Origin of the sequence: Nitrospira sp. NS4 (assembly GCF_049546785.1) — a bacterium.
In the GTDB taxonomy this organism is placed as follows: Bacteria; Nitrospirota; Nitrospiria; order Nitrospirales; family Nitrospiraceae; genus Nitrospira_D.
In genome coordinates, this window is the sequence record NZ_JBMWAN010000007.1 from 53,404 (window position 1) to 71,465 (window position 18,062).

Below are 18,062 nucleotides of genomic sequence, written 5' to 3' on the forward strand. Positions count from 1 at the left end.
AGAGCCCGGCAGGCATGACAGCCGGGGGAGGGCGCATCCCCCTTGGATTAGGTGCCTGAGGAGAGAGCGACATACTTCATGCGCAGGGCATAGAGCATGTCGCGCAGCACCGTCTGCTCATCCGCGGTCAGGTTCCCCTTCGTTTTCTCTTCCAGCACGGAGAGCAGATCGATGATTTCTTTGGCCTGCGGGAGATTCACGGGCACGGATTGTTGCCGGGGATCGAGCTGCTCGCCCATCAGCATCAGCGACGACGAGCCCAGCGAAATGACAAACGAGGAAAACGTGACGGGAAAAGCCGGCGCTTCACGGGCAGGACCGGCATCGCCTGATTGGGTCGGTGGCTTGGGTTCGTTTGGCGCAGACGGACTTGCCGAGGCTTCGCTCCCTCCGCCCCGCCGGTCCCGGATGACAAATCCTTCTTCTTGCGCAGCCATGACGTCCTCACTCACCTGGTATCACCTCACGTGCGCGGTACCCTACCATAGGGTTCGTTCGCTCGCAAGCCGAAGCCAGCCGTTGAAGCCGCGCCTCCCCTCGTTATAGAGTGGGCTCCGGAGCACAACATGTCCGACCGATTTTCAAAACTGATCGACCTCATGGCGACACTCCGCGCCCCGAACGGCTGCCCCTGGGACCGCAAGCAGACCCATGAGTCGCTGAAGCCCTATCTCCTCGAAGAAACCTATGAAGTCCTGGAAACCATCGACCACCAGGACGATGCCAAATTGCGGGAAGAATTGGGGGACGTGCTGCTGCAAGTGATCTTTCACAGCCAGATCGCCGCCGAAGCCGGCACGTTTACCATCGACGATGTCGTCGATCAGCTTTCGACCAAACTGGTTCGCCGCCATCCGCATGTCTTCGGCGACGACAACGCGGCGGCCAGGCCGGCAAACGGCGAGCAGGTCCTCAGCCAGTGGGAAGAAATCAAGAAAGCAGAGCGCCGGGCGGCCGGAGGCCCCCAGTCCGCTCTGGACGGCGTCCCCAAGGCGCTCCCCGCCTTGCTGCGCGCCTATCAGGTGCAGGCGCGGGCCTCGCGGGTGGGCTTCGATTGGTCGCACGATGCCGTCGGGCTTGAAGAGGTGTTCAAGAAGATTACAGAGGAAATCGGGGAACTGCGCGCCGCTCTCGCTCACTCGCCAGCAACCCCGGCACCGGCAACCGGTCCCGATGACATCGCCGGCGAGTTAGGCGATCTGCTCTTCTCCCTCGTCAATCTGGCCCGCTTCATCAAGGTCAATCCGGAGGACGCGCTCCGCCAGTCCACCGACCGGTTCGTCGAGCGCTTTGCGCTGGTGGAATCGCAAGCCGCAGCCCAGCATCGAGCGCTCACCGATATGACCCTCGCCGAGATGGATGCGCTCTGGGAAAACGCCAAACAGCGGCTGCGTGAACAGGCCCACCCCCGCACCTCCCCATCGACCCAGGAGAAGAGCTGACGATGAGCGACGAGAAGAATCCCTATGAAGAAGGCAAGCGCGCGGGAGCCCATCCCCTCCTCGTGGTCTTCGCCATCCTGCTCGGGCTCTGGCTCTTCGTGGCCTTGATCGTCCCCAGTTCGCGAAACAAGCAGGCGACCGGCACCGAGGGGCCGACCGCCCCGGTCGTCGAGGATCCGGAAGCCGCCCCGGTGATCTTCAAAGTCCAGACCACCGTCCCGGAGATGAATGCCATCAGCCTCGTCGTCCCGCCGCAGGCAACGGATAGCCAGGTCGTCGGCCTTCTCAAACGGCTGAAGAGTGAACGGCTGGCCGGCACGTTAGGCGAACACGTGCCCGCCACGACCCCCGGCCATAAACTGGGCGATCATGCCGTGGCGGACATCTACATTTTTTCAGATCAACAGTTCGCCGGACCTGACGCCGTCAAAACACTGGCTCGCGGCGCCCATGCACCGGGCACACTCCTCCCCTCCGCCATTCCCTTCGAAGTCGCGATGGAAGCCGTGCGCGGGCACTACCGTATCGACCTCAACGATACCGGCGCCCCGGACAAGGGCTCACTCGGACTGTTAGACGAGTCCGGAGTGCACTCCAAGCACTATCGCGTCATTTTCTGAGGCAGGCAGGGCGCGGCGCCGAGCTACAAACCGGCCCGCTTCTTGATCTCGTCGCGCACAGAGGCCTGCTGCTGCGCCAACAGGTGCTGAAGCTTGGGGAAAAGGTGGGCCAGGGGGCCGGTGAAGGGATCGAGCATCACATCCCGACGCTCCGCCAACATGCCTTCATCTTCGGCGATCCGCAGTTTCCCGTCGGCAATGGCGCGGGACAAAATTTTTCCGATCACGAGCTGCTGCCCAGCCGACCCGGTCACCGCACCAAGCAGCTGCTCCCGCACGACATCCAGTTCATCCGGAATCGACACTTTTACCCGCACGCCGTGCGGCGTGGCCCAGGTCGGCCGCTGAATAGAATAGTCATAGGAAAAGATCGGCTCGCGCGGTTCTCGAAACGGCCCGCTCACATCGGAAATCGTCAGCTTACCTTCCATCGATGACACCATCCATTCGATCACGAGACAGTTGCCACATGCGCGGTACTATAGGAGTTTGGTTCCGAAGATGACAAGAGGGGAGCCTAGGCCGGGGAGACCGGTCCGGCCAGATACCGCACGACCTTCTCCGCCGCCACCGCCCCGTCGCGGATACAATCGGGAATGCCGACGCCGCGATACCCGGCCCCGGTCAGGACCAACCCGCCATACCGGCTGAGCGCCGCATCCAGCTGGGTGAGCCGGTCAAGATGCCCGATCGTGTATTGCGGCATCGCCTTCCACCAGCGATTCACTTCGACATAGGTCGGCTCCGCCGTGAGGCCGCAGAGGGCGGACAGCTCCCCCCGCACGATCTTGACCAAGGCCGCATCATCCATCTCCAGGATCCGTTCGCGCCCCACGCCGCCGAGGTAACAGCGGATCAAGACCTGATCGCCCGGCGCCCGATGGGGCCACTTGAGCGACGTCCAGGTCGCCGCAATCAAGTCACGACCCTCCGCGCGCGGCACGACGAAGCCGAACCCCTGCACGGATTTCGCCACCGCCGCAGCCGGATAGGCCATCGCGATCGTCGCCGTGGAGGCGTAGGGAATCATCTCCAGCAAACCGCCGGCGATCGGGGTGAGCGGCCGCAGCAGATCGGCCGAGACATAGGCCGGCGTCGCCAGCACGAGACTTTCTGACGACAAGGCCGAGCCATCGTCCAGAATCAGGTCATACATCCAGCGTCCCGGTTGATGGGACCGCACGCGCAGCGCGTTCACCGAACATCCCAGCCGCAGATCCACCCCCTGCTGAGCCAAGCGCGCCACGAGCGCCGTAACAAGCTCGCTGAGCCCGTGCTTGAGACTGACGAACATCGTCCGCTTGGTCCCCTTCGCCGCCACCGGCGGCGCATGCTGTTTCGCCGCCATCATGCCGCGAATGATGCTCCCGTGCGTCTGTTCGAGTTCGAGGAAGCGCGGGAAGGTCGCCTTGAGGCTCATCTGCTCCGCATCACCGGCGTAAATCCCGGCCATCAAGGGTTCCAGCACCCGCTCAAACGCCTGCGCCCCGAACCGGCGGCGGAAAAATGAGGCGAGCGATTCGTCTTCGCCCGACCGCTTCGCCGGCACCACCACATCCAGCCCCATGCGGGCCAGGCCGGTCCAGCTGAGCAGGCCGCTGCGCAGAAAGGGTCCCAACTGCTTCGGGACGAACGTGATGAGCCCCTCGGGTAATTCATGCAACCGTCCGCCGTGCAGCACGAACGCTTTCTTGCCCGTCTCATTGGTATTGATGAGCTGATCCGTCAGACCAAGTTTGCGGCACAGCTCCAGGCCCGCCGGTTTTTGGGACAGAAAGGAGTCCGGCCCTGCTTCGGTCACCAGATCGCCGATGCGGTGGGTAACGATCTTTCCGCCCCAGGACGGGCCGGATTCCAGCACTGTGCAACGGAGCGAGAGGCCTGCCGCCGCCGCGTGCTCCTGAAGGGCAAACGCGGTCGCGAGGCCGGAAATGCCGCCGCCGACAATCGCCACTGTACGAGAGATAGCCACGGGTTAGTCTGTCAGAGCCGCTTCGTGCGCATCGATGACCGAGACCAGCGTCTCGACCAGCGCCGGCGACGCATTGAGCATGGGGATCCGCTCCAGCTGCATCCCCTTCGTTTCGGCCAGCTGTTTGAGTTCAATGTCGATATCGAACAGCGTCTCGACATGGTCGCACAGAAACCCGATGGGCGCGACCAGCACATGCCGCCGCCCTTCACGATGCAGGTCTTCGAGGGCCGATTCGACCGTGGGCCCGAGCCAGGCTTCACCGGAACGCCCCTGGCTTTGGTAGGCAAACCGGGTCGGCTGACTGCCCAGCAAGGCGGTCACCGCCTCAACCGTTCCGCGCACCTCCTGAGGATACGGATCTCCCATCTGCACGATCCGCTCCGGCAGGCTGTGCGCGGTAAAGAGAACAGGGACTCGGCCTCGCACATCGGCAGGAAACTTCAAGAGCCCCTGACGGATGTTTTCCACAATGGCGGCAACGAGTTGCGGATGGCGGTTCCAGCTTCCCACATAGCTTACGGGACAAGTGCTCTGCAAGCTGGATCGCGCCTCTTCGACTTTCTTTTGATAGGCGCCGGTGCTCAGCGACGACTGTTGCGGCGCCATGCAGAAACCGATCACGCGCTTCGGCTGTTCGTGCAGCAATTCCGCATACGTTTCTTTGATAAAGGGATGCCAGTGCCGGAGTCCCATATACACCCGATAGCGGCCCCGGCCGTCCTGATTCAGCCTCGCCTCGAGCTTCTTGGCGAGCTCCTGCGTGATTCCGACAGCCGGAGACTTGCCGCCCGTCGCGCGGTAGCGCGCTCGAATTTCTTCAACCAATTCGGGGGGCGTCGGACGTCCGCCGCGAACGTCTTTCAAGAAGGGCTCGACGTTTTCCAGGGAGTCCGGCCCCCCCATCGCCATGAGCAGCACTGCGGTCATGTTCTGGGGTCCTGACATATTCAATCCTTAGGCGAGGGGCACCAGGCGAGCGGCTAGGGGAAAGAGACGTCCATTCCAACGTTCAACCTCTCGCCCCTCACCCCTCGCCACTTGCCTATCGTTGGCTGAGCTTGTGGACCATATCGATAGCAGCCGCGACATGATCGACGGGGGTGCCAGGCAGAATGCCGTGACCGAGATTGAAGATGTGCCCCGGCCGATTACCGGCCCGCCGCAAGATATCCTCGACACGCCGTTCGATTTCATGCAGAGGAGCGAAGAGCACGAGCGGATCCAGATTGCCTTGCACCGCGCGGTCGTGCCCGACCATGGCCCACCCTTCATCCAGGTGGACCCGCCAATCGAGACCGATGACATCCCCGCCGGCCTCGCGCATCTGCCGGAGGATGGCGGTGGTCCCGGTGCCGAAATGAATCAGCGGCACGCCTTCGTGCTTGAGTCCGTCGAAAATCAGCTGGACGTGCGGCTTCACATACTCGGCGTAGTCGCCCGCCGAGAGACAGCCGACCCAGCTGTCAAACAGTTGAATCGCCTGCGCCCCCGCTTTGATCTGCCGGCGCAAATAGCCGGTGATCACGCGGGCGAACTTGTCCATCAGCTTGTGCCACGCGGCCGGATCCCCGTACATCATCTGCTTGGTGTGCTGATAGTTCCGCGATCCCCCGCCCTCGATGGCGTAGCTCGCGAGCGTAAAGGGCGCACCCGCGAATCCGATGAGGGGCACGCGTCCGTTCAGCGCACGGCGCGTTTGCCGGATGGCTTCCGCGACATAATCCAGCTCATCGCCATCGACGACTTTGAGGCGCTCGACGGCCGCGCGGTCGCGAACCGGGTTATGAATGACCGGACCTTCCCCCTCGGCAAATTCCAGGCTGATGCCCATCGGCTCGAGCGGGAGCAGGATATCGGCAAAAATAATGGCCGCATCGAGCGGGAACCGGTCGATGGGCTGGAGTGTGACCTGTGTCGCCAACTCGGGCGTCTTGCACATTTCCAGAATCGAGTGTTTCGCCCGGAGAGCCCGGTATTCAGACATATAGCGGCCCGCCTGGCGCATGAACCAGACCGGCGTACAATCGACCGGCTCACGCCGGCAGGCTTTGAGAAAACGATCATTCATAATCGGCGCATTCTAAGGATGCGACTGCAGAGGTGTCAAATGACGGTGCGGTCTCGTGCGTGACGCCCGGGCTAGGGGGAACAGTCCCGTAAAAAACAGCGGCATCACCGGTCACATACAATAACCGCCTGCCACACAGGAATCGGCAACCACTGTTTTACTTTTTCAATGTGGCATGTATAATGACGTCTCAATACCACGCTGGACGAACCATTACAGAGGAAACCCAGCATCTGCGGCCTGCCTGAGCCCGATTTTCCCTAGTGCCGCACTCCTGCGCAGTTAACCGGGAAACCGGCGCACTCTTTCTGAAAGAAGTGCCGCGTCGATCCCTGACCTGGAGGTAAGTGAATGTCCGACGTACACACCATCCAACCAACTCGAGGTCAGGAACTCTGGCTGACGGTCCTGCGCTGGTTCGACTCCTGGGCCGGCCTTGAGCACATGAAGACGGACGGCGTGCCCAAGATGGACTGGCTGCGTTGCATTCCTCTCATAGCCGTTCATGTGATGTGCCTCGGGGTCATCTGGGTGGGATGGAGTTGGACGGCCGTCGCCGTCGCCGTCGCCTTTTATTTTGCGCGCATGTTCGCCATCACCGGCTGGTATCACCGCTACTTCTCGCATCGCACGTTCAAAACTTCTCGCGCCGTTCAATTCGCCTTTGCCGTGCTGGGGGGATCCTGCGCCCAACGCGGGCCGCTCTGGTGGGCCGGCCATCACCGACACCATCATATCGCTTCCGATACCCCAGACGATGTGCATTCCCCGCGGCAGGGCGGGTTTCTCTGGTCGCACATGGGGTGGTTTACATCCCAGACCCATTTTGCACCGCGCCTCAAGAACATCCAGGACTTTGCGAAATACCCGGAACTGCGTTTCCTCGACCGGTTCGATATCCTTGTCCCCACCCTCGCCGGATTCGGGATGTTCGGATTGGGACAACTCCTGGAGGCCTATGCGCCGGGCCTGGGCACCAACGGCCCGCAGATGTTGATTTGGGGCTTCTTTATTTCAACGGTGGCCCTGATTCACGGCACATGCACCATCAATTCACTCTCGCACGTCTACGGCTCGCAGCGATACGTCACCGGCGACGACAGCCGCAACAATTTCATCCTGGCGCTCATCACCATGGGCGAAGGATGGCACAACAACCACCACTACTACCCCGCCTCGACCAGGCAGGGATTCTACTGGTGGGAAATCGACATGACGTATTACTGCTTAAAGCTGATGGAGAAGGTCGGGCTCGTCTGGGATATCCGCGATGTGCCCGACTATGTGCGGGAAGGCAAAACGAAGCAGGAAGCCGTCGCGGTGTAAGAATCCAGGCTTCCGTGTCCGCTGTTCACACCCATTCAGACTCATCGCGGGCAGGTTTGGTGACGACCTGCCCGGCCAATGACCGGCGGATGCGCTGACTCTGCCCGTCCAACTCTGACACCTGTTCATCGCCGACAATCCAGGCATCCGCAGGATCGAGTTCAATTCGATAGTGATTCTTACGTGTCGAGAACCACTCGATGTAGGGATGCGGCGCCAGGTTGGGGTGAGGATCGAACGACATCAGATTCACGTCGCCGACTTGAGGGTTTTCCATATCGCCGATCACCTGCCCGGCCAGATCCTCGTCCTCGAAGTGGCTGTTGCGAAACTGAATCACCTTTCCCGCGATCTCGCCCTTGAAGTTCCCGCGCAAGTACACATCGACCGGCCCGATCGCGGCAAAGGTGATCGTACCGACCACCGTCCCCTCGACCCGATTGTCCAAGAACCCTTCCTGCACCCAACGCCCATTGCCGAATTTTTGCGCCATGCCACTCGCCTCCCGATTACGCAGCCGGTGAAGCCTCCACCGCCCGCTCCGCCTCATTCCTGTTTGGTTCCAGCGAACCGATAATGACACCGGTCAAAATCAGCATGCTCCCCAGCCACCCTTGCCAGTCCAGCGACTCACCGAGAAAATACCACGCAAGCCAGGCCGCATAGGCGGGCTCCAGGGCAAAGAGCAACGCCACCTGTTGGGCGGGAATCAGTTGCTGTGCCCACATCTGAATCGCAAAAGCGAGCGTCGCGAGCCCTCCGGTGATGGCAAGCCCGATAAAGAGGACCGTCGTGGGAACGAAGGCGCTCAGTGGAGGTTGCTCCCACAACATCGCCAGCAACATGAGGCCGGACATCGCCACCATCTGCCAGGCAAACAACGACGTGGCATCCACCTCCCTGGTAAACCGTTCCAGACAGGCAATATGCGCGGCAAAGGCCATGGCACAGCCGAGGGTCAGAACATCGCCGAGATTCAGAACCGCAGTCGGCCGCACGAGACACCAGAGCCCCGCGGTGGCGACTCCGGTTGCCAGCCAAGAGCGCATCCCGAACCGGCGGAGGATCAAGGGAACGAAGACGACATACAGGGTAGTGATAAAGGCCGAGTTGGAGGCGCTTGTATAGCGCAAGCCCACCGTCTGGAGCACATAGCCAAAAAACAACCAGCCGGTCGCAATGGCACTGGCCCTCAGCACCGCCCGATCGCACGACAGAGGCCGGGCCATCAGCAGCAGACAAATCCCGACCAGCATCGCCCCTAAGAAAAATCTCAAAAATAAGAACGAGAGGGGAGGGATTTGCTCAAGCACCGCTTTTGTCGCGGGAAACGTCGCACCCCAGATGAGGGTGGTGAGTAGCAGCGCGAGTCGTGGCATGGGAGGGGGCTTCGAGTGATCGGTGAAGGGTGATCAGTGATGAGCGAGACGAACTGGATCCCGAAGGATCACCAAATATCTCGCCCACTCGTCACTCATCACACCTCACTGGTCACGGAACTACGGTTTGCACAGCGCGCAGCGGCGCTGATAGGTCGTCCCGGCCTGCTCCATCGCCAGGAGCGCCCGCTCCTTATCGGGATAGTCGAACCATCCTCCCTCCCAGAAATCACTGGAAGACACGTTCGAGGGCACTTCCGAGCAGCGATCCTTGTGCAGCGTCACCCGGTCAATGGATCGGGCGATATGAACCCAGTACGTCATGAATGCCAATCAGGGAATAAGAGGTGTGAGGATGAGACGCCGCCGCGACGGCCGTCAACCAACTGCGCCCCATCCCGTGACAGATTGCGCAGAGGCTAAGGAATGAGCTGCCATTCGTCTTTTTCGATGAACACCTTGACGCCGGTCTCCAGCTTTTTCACGTCGTCTTTGTCGAAGAGCCGCATGTATCGCTCGATCCGGTCCTCTTCATCGATCCGCTCTTCCTGCATGACCCCGTTGTTCCCTTTGTACTTCCGAATCAACACTGACATCGACAGCCTCCTCTGATCACACTGGCAGTTCAACTATCTGGTTATGCTACAATAAGGCAAAGTTTGTCGGCCGGTCAAGAGCGCCCATTATGGAAGCAGTCGGCAGCCTTGCCGAACAGACCGGTCACTTGAACGGGAAGAGAAAGGGACTGCGGCTATGCCTGTCTATGAATATCGTTGCGGAAAATGCTCGAAAGACTTCGAAGCCACTCAATCCGTCCATGCGCGGCCGGAAGATACCGAATGCCCCTTCTGCCATGCCCAAGAGGCCACACGGCTGCTCTCCTCTTTCGCGTCCACAATCAAGGGCGACCATAAGCCGGGCTTTGCCGAGCTGAAGGCCAAGTCCATGATCAACGAACGCATGGATAAATTCGCCAAACTCCCTCCGCTCAACGCCAAGCGCAACGTGCCGCAGCCCAACACCTCCTCCGACTCAAACCCCATCACAGGCACCGGATCATAAACGATGCGCCCGCGCTCTTCGTCGCCTCTCTTCTGGAACCGCTTCACAAGAAAGGATGGAGCATGATCGCCAGACTGCTGCTCGCGTGTGGAATCATCCTCATGGGTGAGGTCTCGCTTCCCCCGTCTTCGCACGCGGAGGTTTCAGGAAGTCTGGTCATTGCCGGAAACGGACCGGAGCTCAACACGCTGGAATCCCTGGCACGCGCATTCGAAAAAGCCAACCCCCGCACCTATATCGACCTCCTGTGGGACGACAGCTCCAAGCCCCTCGAACTCGTGAAGTCCGGACAGGCACAGATTGCCATTACCGGGGCGGAAGATCCGGCGTTTGCCGCCAGACAGATCGGCTGGGACGGCATCGGCATCCTGGTGCACCTGTCCAATTTCACGAAAGAACTGACCAAGCAGCAGGTGGCGGATATTTTCTCCGGCGCAGTGAAAGAATGGTCGGAGCTCGGCGGACCGGACACGAAAATCCTTCTCATCAATCGCCCGCGAAATCAGAACATCCGGGACGCGTTTGAAACGCAGCTCGGCATCACCGGGAAAATCCCGGACTCAGCCAAAGTCATCGGAGGAGACGAAAAAGTCGTCAAAACCGTTGTGGGAACGCTCCCTCCCTTGTCAGCCGTCGCCTATATTTCGATGAGCACCGGTCTTTCCGTGGTCTCAACCGGGGTGGCCGTGCGCCTGCTGCCGGTCGACAACGTCGAGCCCCAGGCGCCGACCGTGAGAGACGGCCGCTATCCTCTCCGCCGGCCGATCTTGATCCTGTCGAAGAAGGAACCAAACCCGTTGATCGAGGCTTTTGTCCAGTTTGCCCTGTCGCCCCCCGGCCAGGCCATCATCGCTGAAACCTATATTCCCATGCCCGGTCAGTAGATCCTCATCCAAGGAGGTCATCATGCGTTCGCTCTGGTCATTCGCACTTATCGGTTCGCTCCTTTCGCTCCCTCTTGCTGCCTCAGTGGTGCAGGCAGAAGAACCTGCCGGCGCCATCGTCGAGGGGGCGGGCTTTACCCTCTACGGCACCGAGTCGATCAAGGGATCCGACTCGGCCAAAGTCGAACGGGACCCGGTCTGCGATCGGAGCAGGCGGCCGAAGATCTTCAAGGTCGAGCCGGATGAAGCCAAGCCCGGCCAGAAAGTGACCATCAAAGGCGAGAATTTCGGAACCAGGGAATGCTTCCACGGAGTGGCCTTCAGCGCAGCGGGACCGGCCAAAATCGACTACACGTTCGTGAACGAAACGACCATCGAAGCCACGGTTCCCGATGTCCGGCCCGGCATGTCGTTCATCGATGTCGTCGCCGGCGGCGGCAACGCCCGGTCAAAAGGATTCCTCGTCCAAGCCAAGTAGCTGTAATCCCACTCTCTTCTCCCGGGGAGAGGCACGGTGCCTCTCCCCGGATCGCCTGCGATCCGCCCATTTCCGGCTCCCGCTCCCTCGACAGGACTTTTGAGTCTATGCTAGGTTACCCGCTCCCTTGCGCCGGATTGACCCTGTGCGAGGTTTGTTGTGGCCAAGGCCAACAGGCTCATGTTTAAGAAAATTCTCATTGCCAATCGCGGCGAAATCGCCATGCGGATCATCCGCGCCTGCCGCGAACTCGATATTGCGACGGCGGCCATCTATTCCGAGGCCGACTCGACCGGTATTTACGTCAAAAAGGCCGATGAGGCCTATCTGGTCGGCCCGGGTCCGGTCAAAGGCTTCCTCGACAAGCAACAGATCGTCGATCTGGCTCTCCGGATCGGCGCTGATGCCATTCACCCGGGCTACGGATTTCTGTCTGAAAACGCCGAGTTCGCCCAGCTCTGCCAGGACTCAGGCATTACCTTCATCGGCCCGTCGCCCGAGGCGATCAATGCCATGGGCAGCAAGATCAAAGCGCGCGACCTGGCCAAAGCCATCGGCGTGCCCGTCGTCCCCGGCACTGAAGGCGGGGTTACCGACGTCAAAGAAGCCCTCGCCTTTGCGAAGAGCGCCGGATACCCGGTGATGATCAAGGCCAGCGCCGGAGGGGGCGGGCGCGGTCTGCGCGTCGTGCGGACCGATGCGGAACTGCGCGAGAACATGGAAGTGGCCTCCCGCGAGGCCCTGGCGGCCTTCGGCGACGGCGCCGTGTTCATCGAGAAATTTATCGAGCGGCCGCATCACATCGAGTTTCAGATTCTCGCCGACAGGCACGGCAACATCATCCATCTCGGGGAGCGGGACTGCTCGATCCAACGGCGCCACCAAAAGCTGATCGAAATCGCGCCTTCATTGATCCTGACCCCTCGCCTGCGGGCCGAAATGGGCGAGGCCGCCACCAAAATCGCCAGAGCCGTCTCCTACGACAACGCCGGCACCGTCGAGTTTTTGCTGGATCAAGAAGGCCGCTACTACTTTATCGAGATGAACCCGCGCATTCAGGTCGAGCACACGGTTACCGAGCAGATCACCGCGATCGACATCGTGCGCAATCAAATTTCTATCGCGGCCGGCAAACCATTAGACATCCAACAGTCTGACGTGACCCTGCAGGGCCATGCCATTCAATGCCGGATCAATGCCGAAGACCCGCGTAATAACTTCCGGCCTTGCACAGGCACAATCACCGCCTACCTGTCGCCAGGCGGCATCGGCGTCCGCATCGACGGCGCGGTGTACAAGGACTATACGGTCTCTCCCTACTACGACGCCCTACTGGCCAAGCTCACGGTGCGCGGGCGGACCTGGGAAGAAACCGTCAGCCGGATGCGCCGGTCGCTGGAGGAATATGTCTTGCGCGGCGTCAAGACCACGATCCCCTTCATGAAGGCGATCATGCAGGATCCCGATTTCCTGGCCGGGCGGTTCGACACGTCCTATCTGGACACGCATCAGGACCTGTATAACTACGATGAGTTCGAACAGCCTGAGGACTTGGTCCTGGCCATTTCTGCGGCGATTGCCGCCTACGAAGGTCTCTAACCGGGCGTTACTCGGACACCCGATCACGAACGCACTCAACCAAAGAGCACGCAACGACGATGGCGGCACGACGGACAGCAGGATCGAAAAAGACAACGCCCAAGAAACCAGCCCGGGGTCCGGTCGTACGGACATCCCGCACTAAGAAAGCGGCGGCGGGAGAACTCCATCTTCAACCGGCGCCGGGCCGGAAAGTTCTCATCACCGACGTCGCGCTCCGCGACGGGCACCAGTCGCTCCTTGCCACGCGCATGCGCACCGAGGACATGCTGCCGATCGCCCAGAAACTGGATGCAGTCGGGTACTGGTCGCTGGAAGTCTGGGGCGGCGCCACCTTCGACACCTGCCTGCGGTTTCTCAAAGAGGATCCGTGGGAACGGCTCCGGGCGCTCCGGGCCGCGATGCCCAATACACGCTTGCAGATGCTGCTTCGGGGCCAGAATCTGGTCGGCTACCGGCACTATGCCGACGATGTCCTTGAGCGCTTCATCGAGCGGTCCGCCACCAACGGCATCGACGTCTTCCGGATTTTCGATGCGCTCAACGATGTGCGCAATATGGATCGCGCAATCCGGGAAGTGCAGGCCTGCGGCAAGCATGTGGAAGCGGCCATCAGCTACACGGTCAGCCCCGTCCATAACGTCGACCGCTACGTCGAAATGGCAAAGCGACTCGAAGATTTGGGCACAGACACCCTCTGCATTAAGGATATGGCCGGACTGCTCGCTCCCCTGGACGCCTATCATTTGGTCCGCCGCCTGAAAGCCGCCGTGAAAGTGCCGATCCACCTCCACTCGCACTATACCTCCGGCATGGCGTCGATGGCCTCGCTCATGGCGATCCTCGGCGGGCTCGACATGCTCGATACGGCCATGTCCCCGTTAGCCGGCGGGACATCCCATCCAGCCACCGAAACCCTCGTTGCCTCGCTCCAGAATACGCCGTACGACACAGGACTGGATCTGGCGTCGTTCCTGCCGATCACGGAACACTTTCGCACTGTGCGCCGGAAGTACCGGCAATTCGAGAGCGATTTCACCGGGGTCGACGCCGAAATTCTCACGTCCCAGATTCCCGGCGGGATGCTGTCGAACCTCGCCGCCCAGCTGACGGAACAGAATGCCCTCGACCGGATGCGGGAAGTGCTCGACGAAGTCCCGCGCGTGAGAAGAGATATGGGCTATCCGCCGCTGGTGACCCCGACCAGCCAAATCGTCGGCACACAGGCGACGCTGAACGTCCTCACGGGAGAGCGCTATAAAGTTATCACCAATGAGACGAAGAACTACTTCCTGGGTCTCTACGGCCGCGCACCCGGGCAGGTCGATCAGGAGGTCCTGTCGCGCGCGGTGGGCAACGAAGAGCCGATCAAAACCAGACCGGCCGACCGTCTGGAACCGGAACTGGAAGGCATCAAGAAAGATCTTCCTGGGAACGCCACCACGGTGGAAGACCAGCTCTCCTTTGCGCTCTTCCCCGCGATCGCCCGCGACTTCTTCGAGGCCCGCGAAAAGGGTGACCTCGTGCCGGAACCGCTGGAAGCCTCGTTGCCCAAAGGCCCTGCCGTCGCCGGCGAATTGCATCTGGCGCCGGTGGAATTCAACGTCACCGTCCACGGCGAAACCTATCATGTGAAACTTTCCGGATCGGGCCGCAAGGTCGATGGCCGGAAGCCTTACTACATCCGGGTGAACGACAAGCTGGAAGAGGTATCGCTCGAGCCGATTCAGGAAGTGCTCGCCGGCGTTCCGGAAGCCCAGGAGACCGGCACCGGCGCGAAGCCCAAAAGGCCGCGGCCGTCGAAGCCGGGAGACGTCGCACCGCCCATGCCGGGCCGCGTGGTGAAAGTCCTGGTCGCCAAAGACGACCGGGTCAAGACCGGCGATCCGCTGTTGATCATCGAAGCCATGAAAATGGAAAGCCGGGTACCGGCCCCGATCGACGGCACAGTCATGGCCATCCTCGCAGCGGAAGGCGATAACGTCAAAACCGACGAAACCGTCATCCAGCTGGAATAGGCCGTTCACCCGCGAGGGCATTGTCCTCTGTGCCGCAATTCCTTCGAACCATCATCGGTGGGCTCCTTTGTATGATGCTCGGGTCCTGCGCCGCACCTGATCCTCTGCCGCCCTGGTTCGATTCCATCGAGCGCCTCCCCCTCAAGTCCGTCACGGTCAACGGACAGCGCATCGCCTATCTCGACCAAGGCCAAGGCCCTCCGGTCATCCTCATCCACGGCTTCGGGGGATCGATGTGGCAATGGGAATATCAGCAAGCCGCCCTGGCGGGACAGTTCCGGGTCATCACGCCGGACCTGCTCGGTGCGGGGCTCTCCGACAAACCGAAAATCGAATACCGCCCGGATCAACTGCTGGAATTTCTCGTGGGCTTCATGGACGCGCTGCAGATTCCGCAGGCCGCTATGGTCGGCAATTCGATGGGCGCGGGAATCGCCATCGGCCTGGCGCTCGACCACCCCGGGCGCGTGTCCACACTCATCCTCATCGACGGGCTCCCGCCCGGAGTGATGGAGTGTCTCGGCAGCCCCTCGCTTCGCCGCGCCCTAACCACCCATGTCCCGTCCTGGCTTGTTTCAGCCGGCAATTGGCTCTTCGGCGGACGCATGCTCGAATCCACGTTGCGTGAATTCGTCCACGATCCGGCCCTCTTGACCCCGGCCGTGCTGGACCGGTCCAACCGCAACCGCCAACGGCCGGGGCTATTCCGAGCCCTGCTCACCGTGGGCACCAACCTTCCGCTGTGGGAGCGGGATTTCGCCCCGCGTATCGGAGCCATCACCCACCGCACGCTGATCATTTGGGGCGAGGAAGACCGCGTATTCCCCCTCCCGGCCGGCGAAACGCTCCATCGCACGATTGCCGGTTCCACCTTCAAGAGCATCCCCAACGCCGCGCACATCCCGCAGTGGGAACGCCCGGATCTGGTCAACCAGGCCATTCTGACGTTTCTCGCCCCTTGAGCGGGCGGAACGGGGCCGAGTATACTGGATTTTAATAACCCTCATACCGATCGACCATCCGGAGCGAACCATGCGCGACCCCGTTCAGACCCTGCATCCGATCATCGCCGTCACGTCAATCCTCCTTCTGACTGCCTGCGCCGGCATGGGGGGCTCGACCGAAACAGGCTTCATGTATCAGAACCTCCCCGTCGCCACCAGCAGCGCGGTCGCAGGGGAGGGCCATTCCGTCCTGTTCAAGGGAAGCGCCCTGGGCCTGTCCGGATCCGGCATCAAAGCGGGCGATACGCTCCGCGACGTGAAGCTCGCGCAGTTCGATCTCTCGCTCATGAACATCGTCCATACCAAAGGCGAGGGCAAGGTGCGGATCATCAGCGTCGTCCCTTCCCTCGATACGAAGGTCTGCGAGCAACAAACCCATCACCTCAGCGAAAAGAATCATGGCCTGGATAAGATGGTCGAACTCATCACCGTGAGCATCGATACGCCCTTTGCCCAGAAACGCTTCGCCGAGGAAGCGAAAATCCGCAACATCACCTTTCTCTCCGACTATCGTGGCGCCGAGTTCGGGAAATCCCACGGCCTGCTGTTAAAAGAGCCTCACCTCCTGGCGCGAGCCATCCTGGTCGTGGACTCGCACAATGTCATCCGGTACATCCAGATCACGCCGGAACTCGCCCAGCTTCCGGACCTCGATGCCGCTTTCAAATTTGCTCGCTCGCTGGTGACGGCGAGCTGACTTCCACAAGGCCGAGGTTGAGGCTGCGCTTGAGCGTACGATGGACACGCCGGCCTCTCCGCAGCCTTAACCTTCAGCCTCAATCTTCATAGCGAGACCCTGATGGCCCATTACGACATGTTGGTGATCGGCACCGGGCCCGCCGGGCAAAAAGCCGCTGTGCAGGCGGCGAAGCTGGGCAAGAAGGTCGGGGTCATCGAGCGGAATGAAGTCGTCGGCGGCGTCTGCATCAACACCGGGACCATCCCCAGCAAATCCCTGCGCGAAGCCGTGCTCTACCTCTCCGGGTTCCGTCAGCGCAGCCTCTATGGCGCGGGCTACCGGCTGAAGCAGACCATCACCATCGAAGACCTTGCCGTCCGCTCCCAGCACGTCATCAGGAACGAAATCCGGATCGTCCAGAACCAGATGGCTCGTAATCGCGTCGAGATGATCTTTGGCACGGCGGGCTTTGTCGATCCGCACCGGCTCCGCATTCACCATGCCGCCGGCGCCGTCGAACATACCGCCGACTTCATCGTCATCGCCGTTGGAACGGAACCGGCCCGGCCCGCGCACATACCCTTCGACGATCGCCACATCATCGATACCGACGGGCTGCTCACCCTCAACCATGTGCCGACCTCCATCGTCATCGTGGGCGGAGGCGTGATCGGAACCGAGTACGCCTCCATCCTCGCCACCCTGGGCGTCCCGGTCACCCTCATCGATAAACGTCCCCGGCTGCTTGAATTCGTGGATGCGGAAATTATCGCCGCGCTCCAGCGGCAGATGAAAGACATCGGGGTCACCCTCTATCACAACGAAGAAGTCGTCGGGATCCAGAAGGCCGCGAACGGGGACATTACCGTGACCCTGCAACAGGCCCGCCCCGTCACCACCACGACCTTGATGTATGCCATCGGCCGGGTCGGCGCGACCCGGTGGCTGAACCTTGAGCAGGCGGGCCTCGCCGCGGACAGCCGCGGACGGCTGACGGTGAATGAACACTTTCAAACCCCGGTGCCGCACATCTATGCGGCGGGGGACATCATCGGCTTTCCCGCCCTGGCCTCCACCTCCATGCAGCAGGGGCGCCACGCCTCCTGTCACGCCTTCGGCCAGCCGGACCGCACCGACACCGCCCTGCTGCCCTACGGCATCTATTCGATTCCTGAAATTTCGATGGTCGGCCGCAACGAGGAAGAACTCACCGCCGCCAAGGTCCCCTTTGCGACCGGCATCGCGCGCTATCGTGAAATCGCCCGCGGCCAGCTCATCGGCGATGAGACAGGCATGCTGAAGCTCATCTTCCACCGGCAGACCAGGGAAGTGCTGGGCGTTCACGCCATCGGCGAAGGCGCGACGGAACTGATCCACATCGGGCAGGCGGTCATGGCCTACCATGGGAAGATCGACTACTTCGTCGATACCGTGTTCAACTACCCGACGCTGGCGGAATGCTATAAAGTCGCCGCGCTGGACGGCATTAATCAGCTGCCCAGACCCTGGACGCCGCACCCGTGAGACC

General features: G+C 61.3%; 20 protein-coding genes. 11 read left to right on the plus strand and 9 right to left on the minus strand.

All coding sequences use genetic code 11. From position 1 onward, the window contains the following. Window positions 1–47: 47 nt before the first annotated feature. A complete protein-coding gene (locus ACO9S2_RS16845) occupies window positions 48–437 on the minus strand; it encodes a DUF1844 domain-containing protein (protein ID WP_423723569.1) in 390 nt (129 codons plus the stop codon). A 129-nt stretch (window positions 438–566) separates the two neighbouring features. Between ACO9S2_RS16845 and mazG the strand changes: the two genes are divergently transcribed. Both mazG and ACO9S2_RS16855 read left to right on the plus strand, forming a co-directional pair. Continuing rightward, entirely contained in the window at window positions 567–1,442 is an 876-nt protein-coding gene (gene mazG, locus ACO9S2_RS16850) for a nucleoside triphosphate pyrophosphohydrolase (RefSeq protein ID WP_423723570.1), read from the plus strand. A 2-nt stretch (window positions 1,443–1,444) separates the two neighbouring features. Next, window positions 1,445–2,062 (plus strand): hypothetical protein, encoded by a 618-nt coding sequence (locus tag ACO9S2_RS16855; protein ID WP_423723572.1) that lies wholly within the window; start codon window positions 1,445–1,447, stop codon window positions 2,060–2,062. Between the two features lie 23 nt (window positions 2,063–2,085). Here the strand turns inward: ACO9S2_RS16855 and ACO9S2_RS16860 are convergent, their stop codons facing one another. The 4 genes from ACO9S2_RS16860 to hemE all read right to left on the minus strand — a co-directional run bounded on the left by ACO9S2_RS16860 (window position 2,086) and on the right by hemE (window position 6,105). Then, window positions 2,086–2,493 carry a hypothetical protein gene (locus ACO9S2_RS16860; protein WP_423723573.1) on the minus strand — a complete coding sequence of 136 codons (408 nt, stop codon included), beginning with the start codon at window positions 2,491–2,493 and terminating at the stop codon, window positions 2,086–2,088. Between the two features lie 86 nt (window positions 2,494–2,579). Next, a complete protein-coding gene (gene hemG, locus ACO9S2_RS16865; RefSeq protein WP_423723574.1) occupies window positions 2,580–4,034 on the minus strand; it encodes a protoporphyrinogen oxidase in 1,455 nt (484 codons plus the stop codon). Window positions 4,035–4,037: 3 nt separating this feature from the next. Beyond that, on the minus strand, window positions 4,038–4,964 hold the full coding sequence (gene hemH / locus ACO9S2_RS16870; protein ID WP_423723575.1) for a ferrochelatase: 927 nt from the start codon (window positions 4,962–4,964) through the stop codon (window positions 4,038–4,040). A gap of 115 nt (window positions 4,965–5,079) precedes the next feature. Next, a complete protein-coding gene (gene hemE, locus ACO9S2_RS16875; RefSeq protein WP_423723576.1) occupies window positions 5,080–6,105 on the minus strand; it encodes a uroporphyrinogen decarboxylase in 1,026 nt (341 codons plus the stop codon). 351 nt (window positions 6,106–6,456) lie between these two features. Here hemE and ACO9S2_RS16880 point away from each other — a divergent pair, with 351 nt between their 5' ends. Beyond that, complete coding sequence (locus ACO9S2_RS16880) at window positions 6,457–7,431, plus strand: acyl-CoA desaturase (RefSeq protein WP_423723577.1); 975 nt, start codon at window positions 6,457–6,459, stop codon at window positions 7,429–7,431. 25 nt (window positions 7,432–7,456) lie between these two features. Here the strand turns inward: ACO9S2_RS16880 and ACO9S2_RS16885 are convergent, their stop codons facing one another. The 4 genes from ACO9S2_RS16885 to ACO9S2_RS16900 form a co-directional block, all read right to left on the minus strand. Continuing rightward, window positions 7,457–7,924, minus strand: coding sequence for a hypothetical protein (locus ACO9S2_RS16885; protein WP_423723578.1), 468 nt, complete (start codon window positions 7,922–7,924; stop codon window positions 7,457–7,459). A 16-nt stretch (window positions 7,925–7,940) separates the two neighbouring features. After that, complete coding sequence (locus ACO9S2_RS16890) at window positions 7,941–8,810, minus strand: DMT family transporter (protein ID WP_423723579.1); 870 nt, start codon at window positions 8,808–8,810, stop codon at window positions 7,941–7,943. 120 nt (window positions 8,811–8,930) lie between these two features. After that, the gene (locus ACO9S2_RS16895; RefSeq protein WP_423723580.1) at window positions 8,931–9,134 is read right to left on the minus strand and encodes a hypothetical protein; all 204 of its coding nucleotides are present in this window, start codon (window positions 9,132–9,134) and stop codon (window positions 8,931–8,933) included. 95 nt (window positions 9,135–9,229) lie between these two features. Next, the gene (locus ACO9S2_RS16900) at window positions 9,230–9,406 is read right to left on the minus strand and encodes a hypothetical protein (RefSeq protein WP_423723581.1); all 177 of its coding nucleotides are present in this window, start codon (window positions 9,404–9,406) and stop codon (window positions 9,230–9,232) included. Between the two features lie 157 nt (window positions 9,407–9,563). On the opposite strand from ACO9S2_RS16900, the gene ACO9S2_RS16905 reads away from it, so the two are divergent. From ACO9S2_RS16905 to sthA, 8 genes are all read left to right on the plus strand, one after another. Next, the gene (locus ACO9S2_RS16905) at window positions 9,564–9,872 is read left to right on the plus strand and encodes an FmdB family zinc ribbon protein (protein ID WP_423723582.1); all 309 of its coding nucleotides are present in this window, start codon (window positions 9,564–9,566) and stop codon (window positions 9,870–9,872) included. Between the two features lie 62 nt (window positions 9,873–9,934). Beyond that, window positions 9,935–10,756, plus strand: coding sequence for a substrate-binding domain-containing protein (locus tag ACO9S2_RS16910; RefSeq protein ID WP_423723583.1), 822 nt, complete (start codon window positions 9,935–9,937; stop codon window positions 10,754–10,756). Window positions 10,757–10,778: 22 nt separating this feature from the next. After that, window positions 10,779–11,234, plus strand: coding sequence for an IPT/TIG domain-containing protein (locus ACO9S2_RS16915; protein WP_423723584.1), 456 nt, complete (start codon window positions 10,779–10,781; stop codon window positions 11,232–11,234). A gap of 180 nt (window positions 11,235–11,414) precedes the next feature. Then, window positions 11,415–12,833 carry an acetyl-CoA carboxylase biotin carboxylase subunit gene (accC, locus tag ACO9S2_RS16920; RefSeq protein WP_423723585.1) on the plus strand — a complete coding sequence of 473 codons (1,419 nt, stop codon included), beginning with the start codon at window positions 11,415–11,417 and terminating at the stop codon, window positions 12,831–12,833. Window positions 12,834–12,892: 59 nt separating this feature from the next. Next, a complete protein-coding gene (gene oadA / locus ACO9S2_RS16925; RefSeq protein ID WP_423723586.1) occupies window positions 12,893–14,851 on the plus strand; it encodes a sodium-extruding oxaloacetate decarboxylase subunit alpha in 1,959 nt (652 codons plus the stop codon). A gap of 71 nt (window positions 14,852–14,922) precedes the next feature. After that, window positions 14,923–15,813: an alpha/beta fold hydrolase gene (locus ACO9S2_RS16930; protein ID WP_423723587.1), complete on the plus strand. Its 891-nt coding sequence runs from the start codon at window positions 14,923–14,925 to the stop codon at window positions 15,811–15,813. A gap of 70 nt (window positions 15,814–15,883) precedes the next feature. Then, window positions 15,884–16,552, plus strand: a complete 669-nt coding sequence (gene tpx / locus ACO9S2_RS16935) for a thiol peroxidase (RefSeq protein WP_423723588.1) — start codon at window positions 15,884–15,886, stop codon at window positions 16,550–16,552. A 102-nt stretch (window positions 16,553–16,654) separates the two neighbouring features. Continuing rightward, window positions 16,655–18,058, plus strand: coding sequence for a Si-specific NAD(P)(+) transhydrogenase (gene sthA / locus ACO9S2_RS16940; protein WP_423723589.1), 1,404 nt, complete (start codon window positions 16,655–16,657; stop codon window positions 18,056–18,058). The last annotated feature ends 4 nt before the right edge of the window (window positions 18,059–18,062 follow it).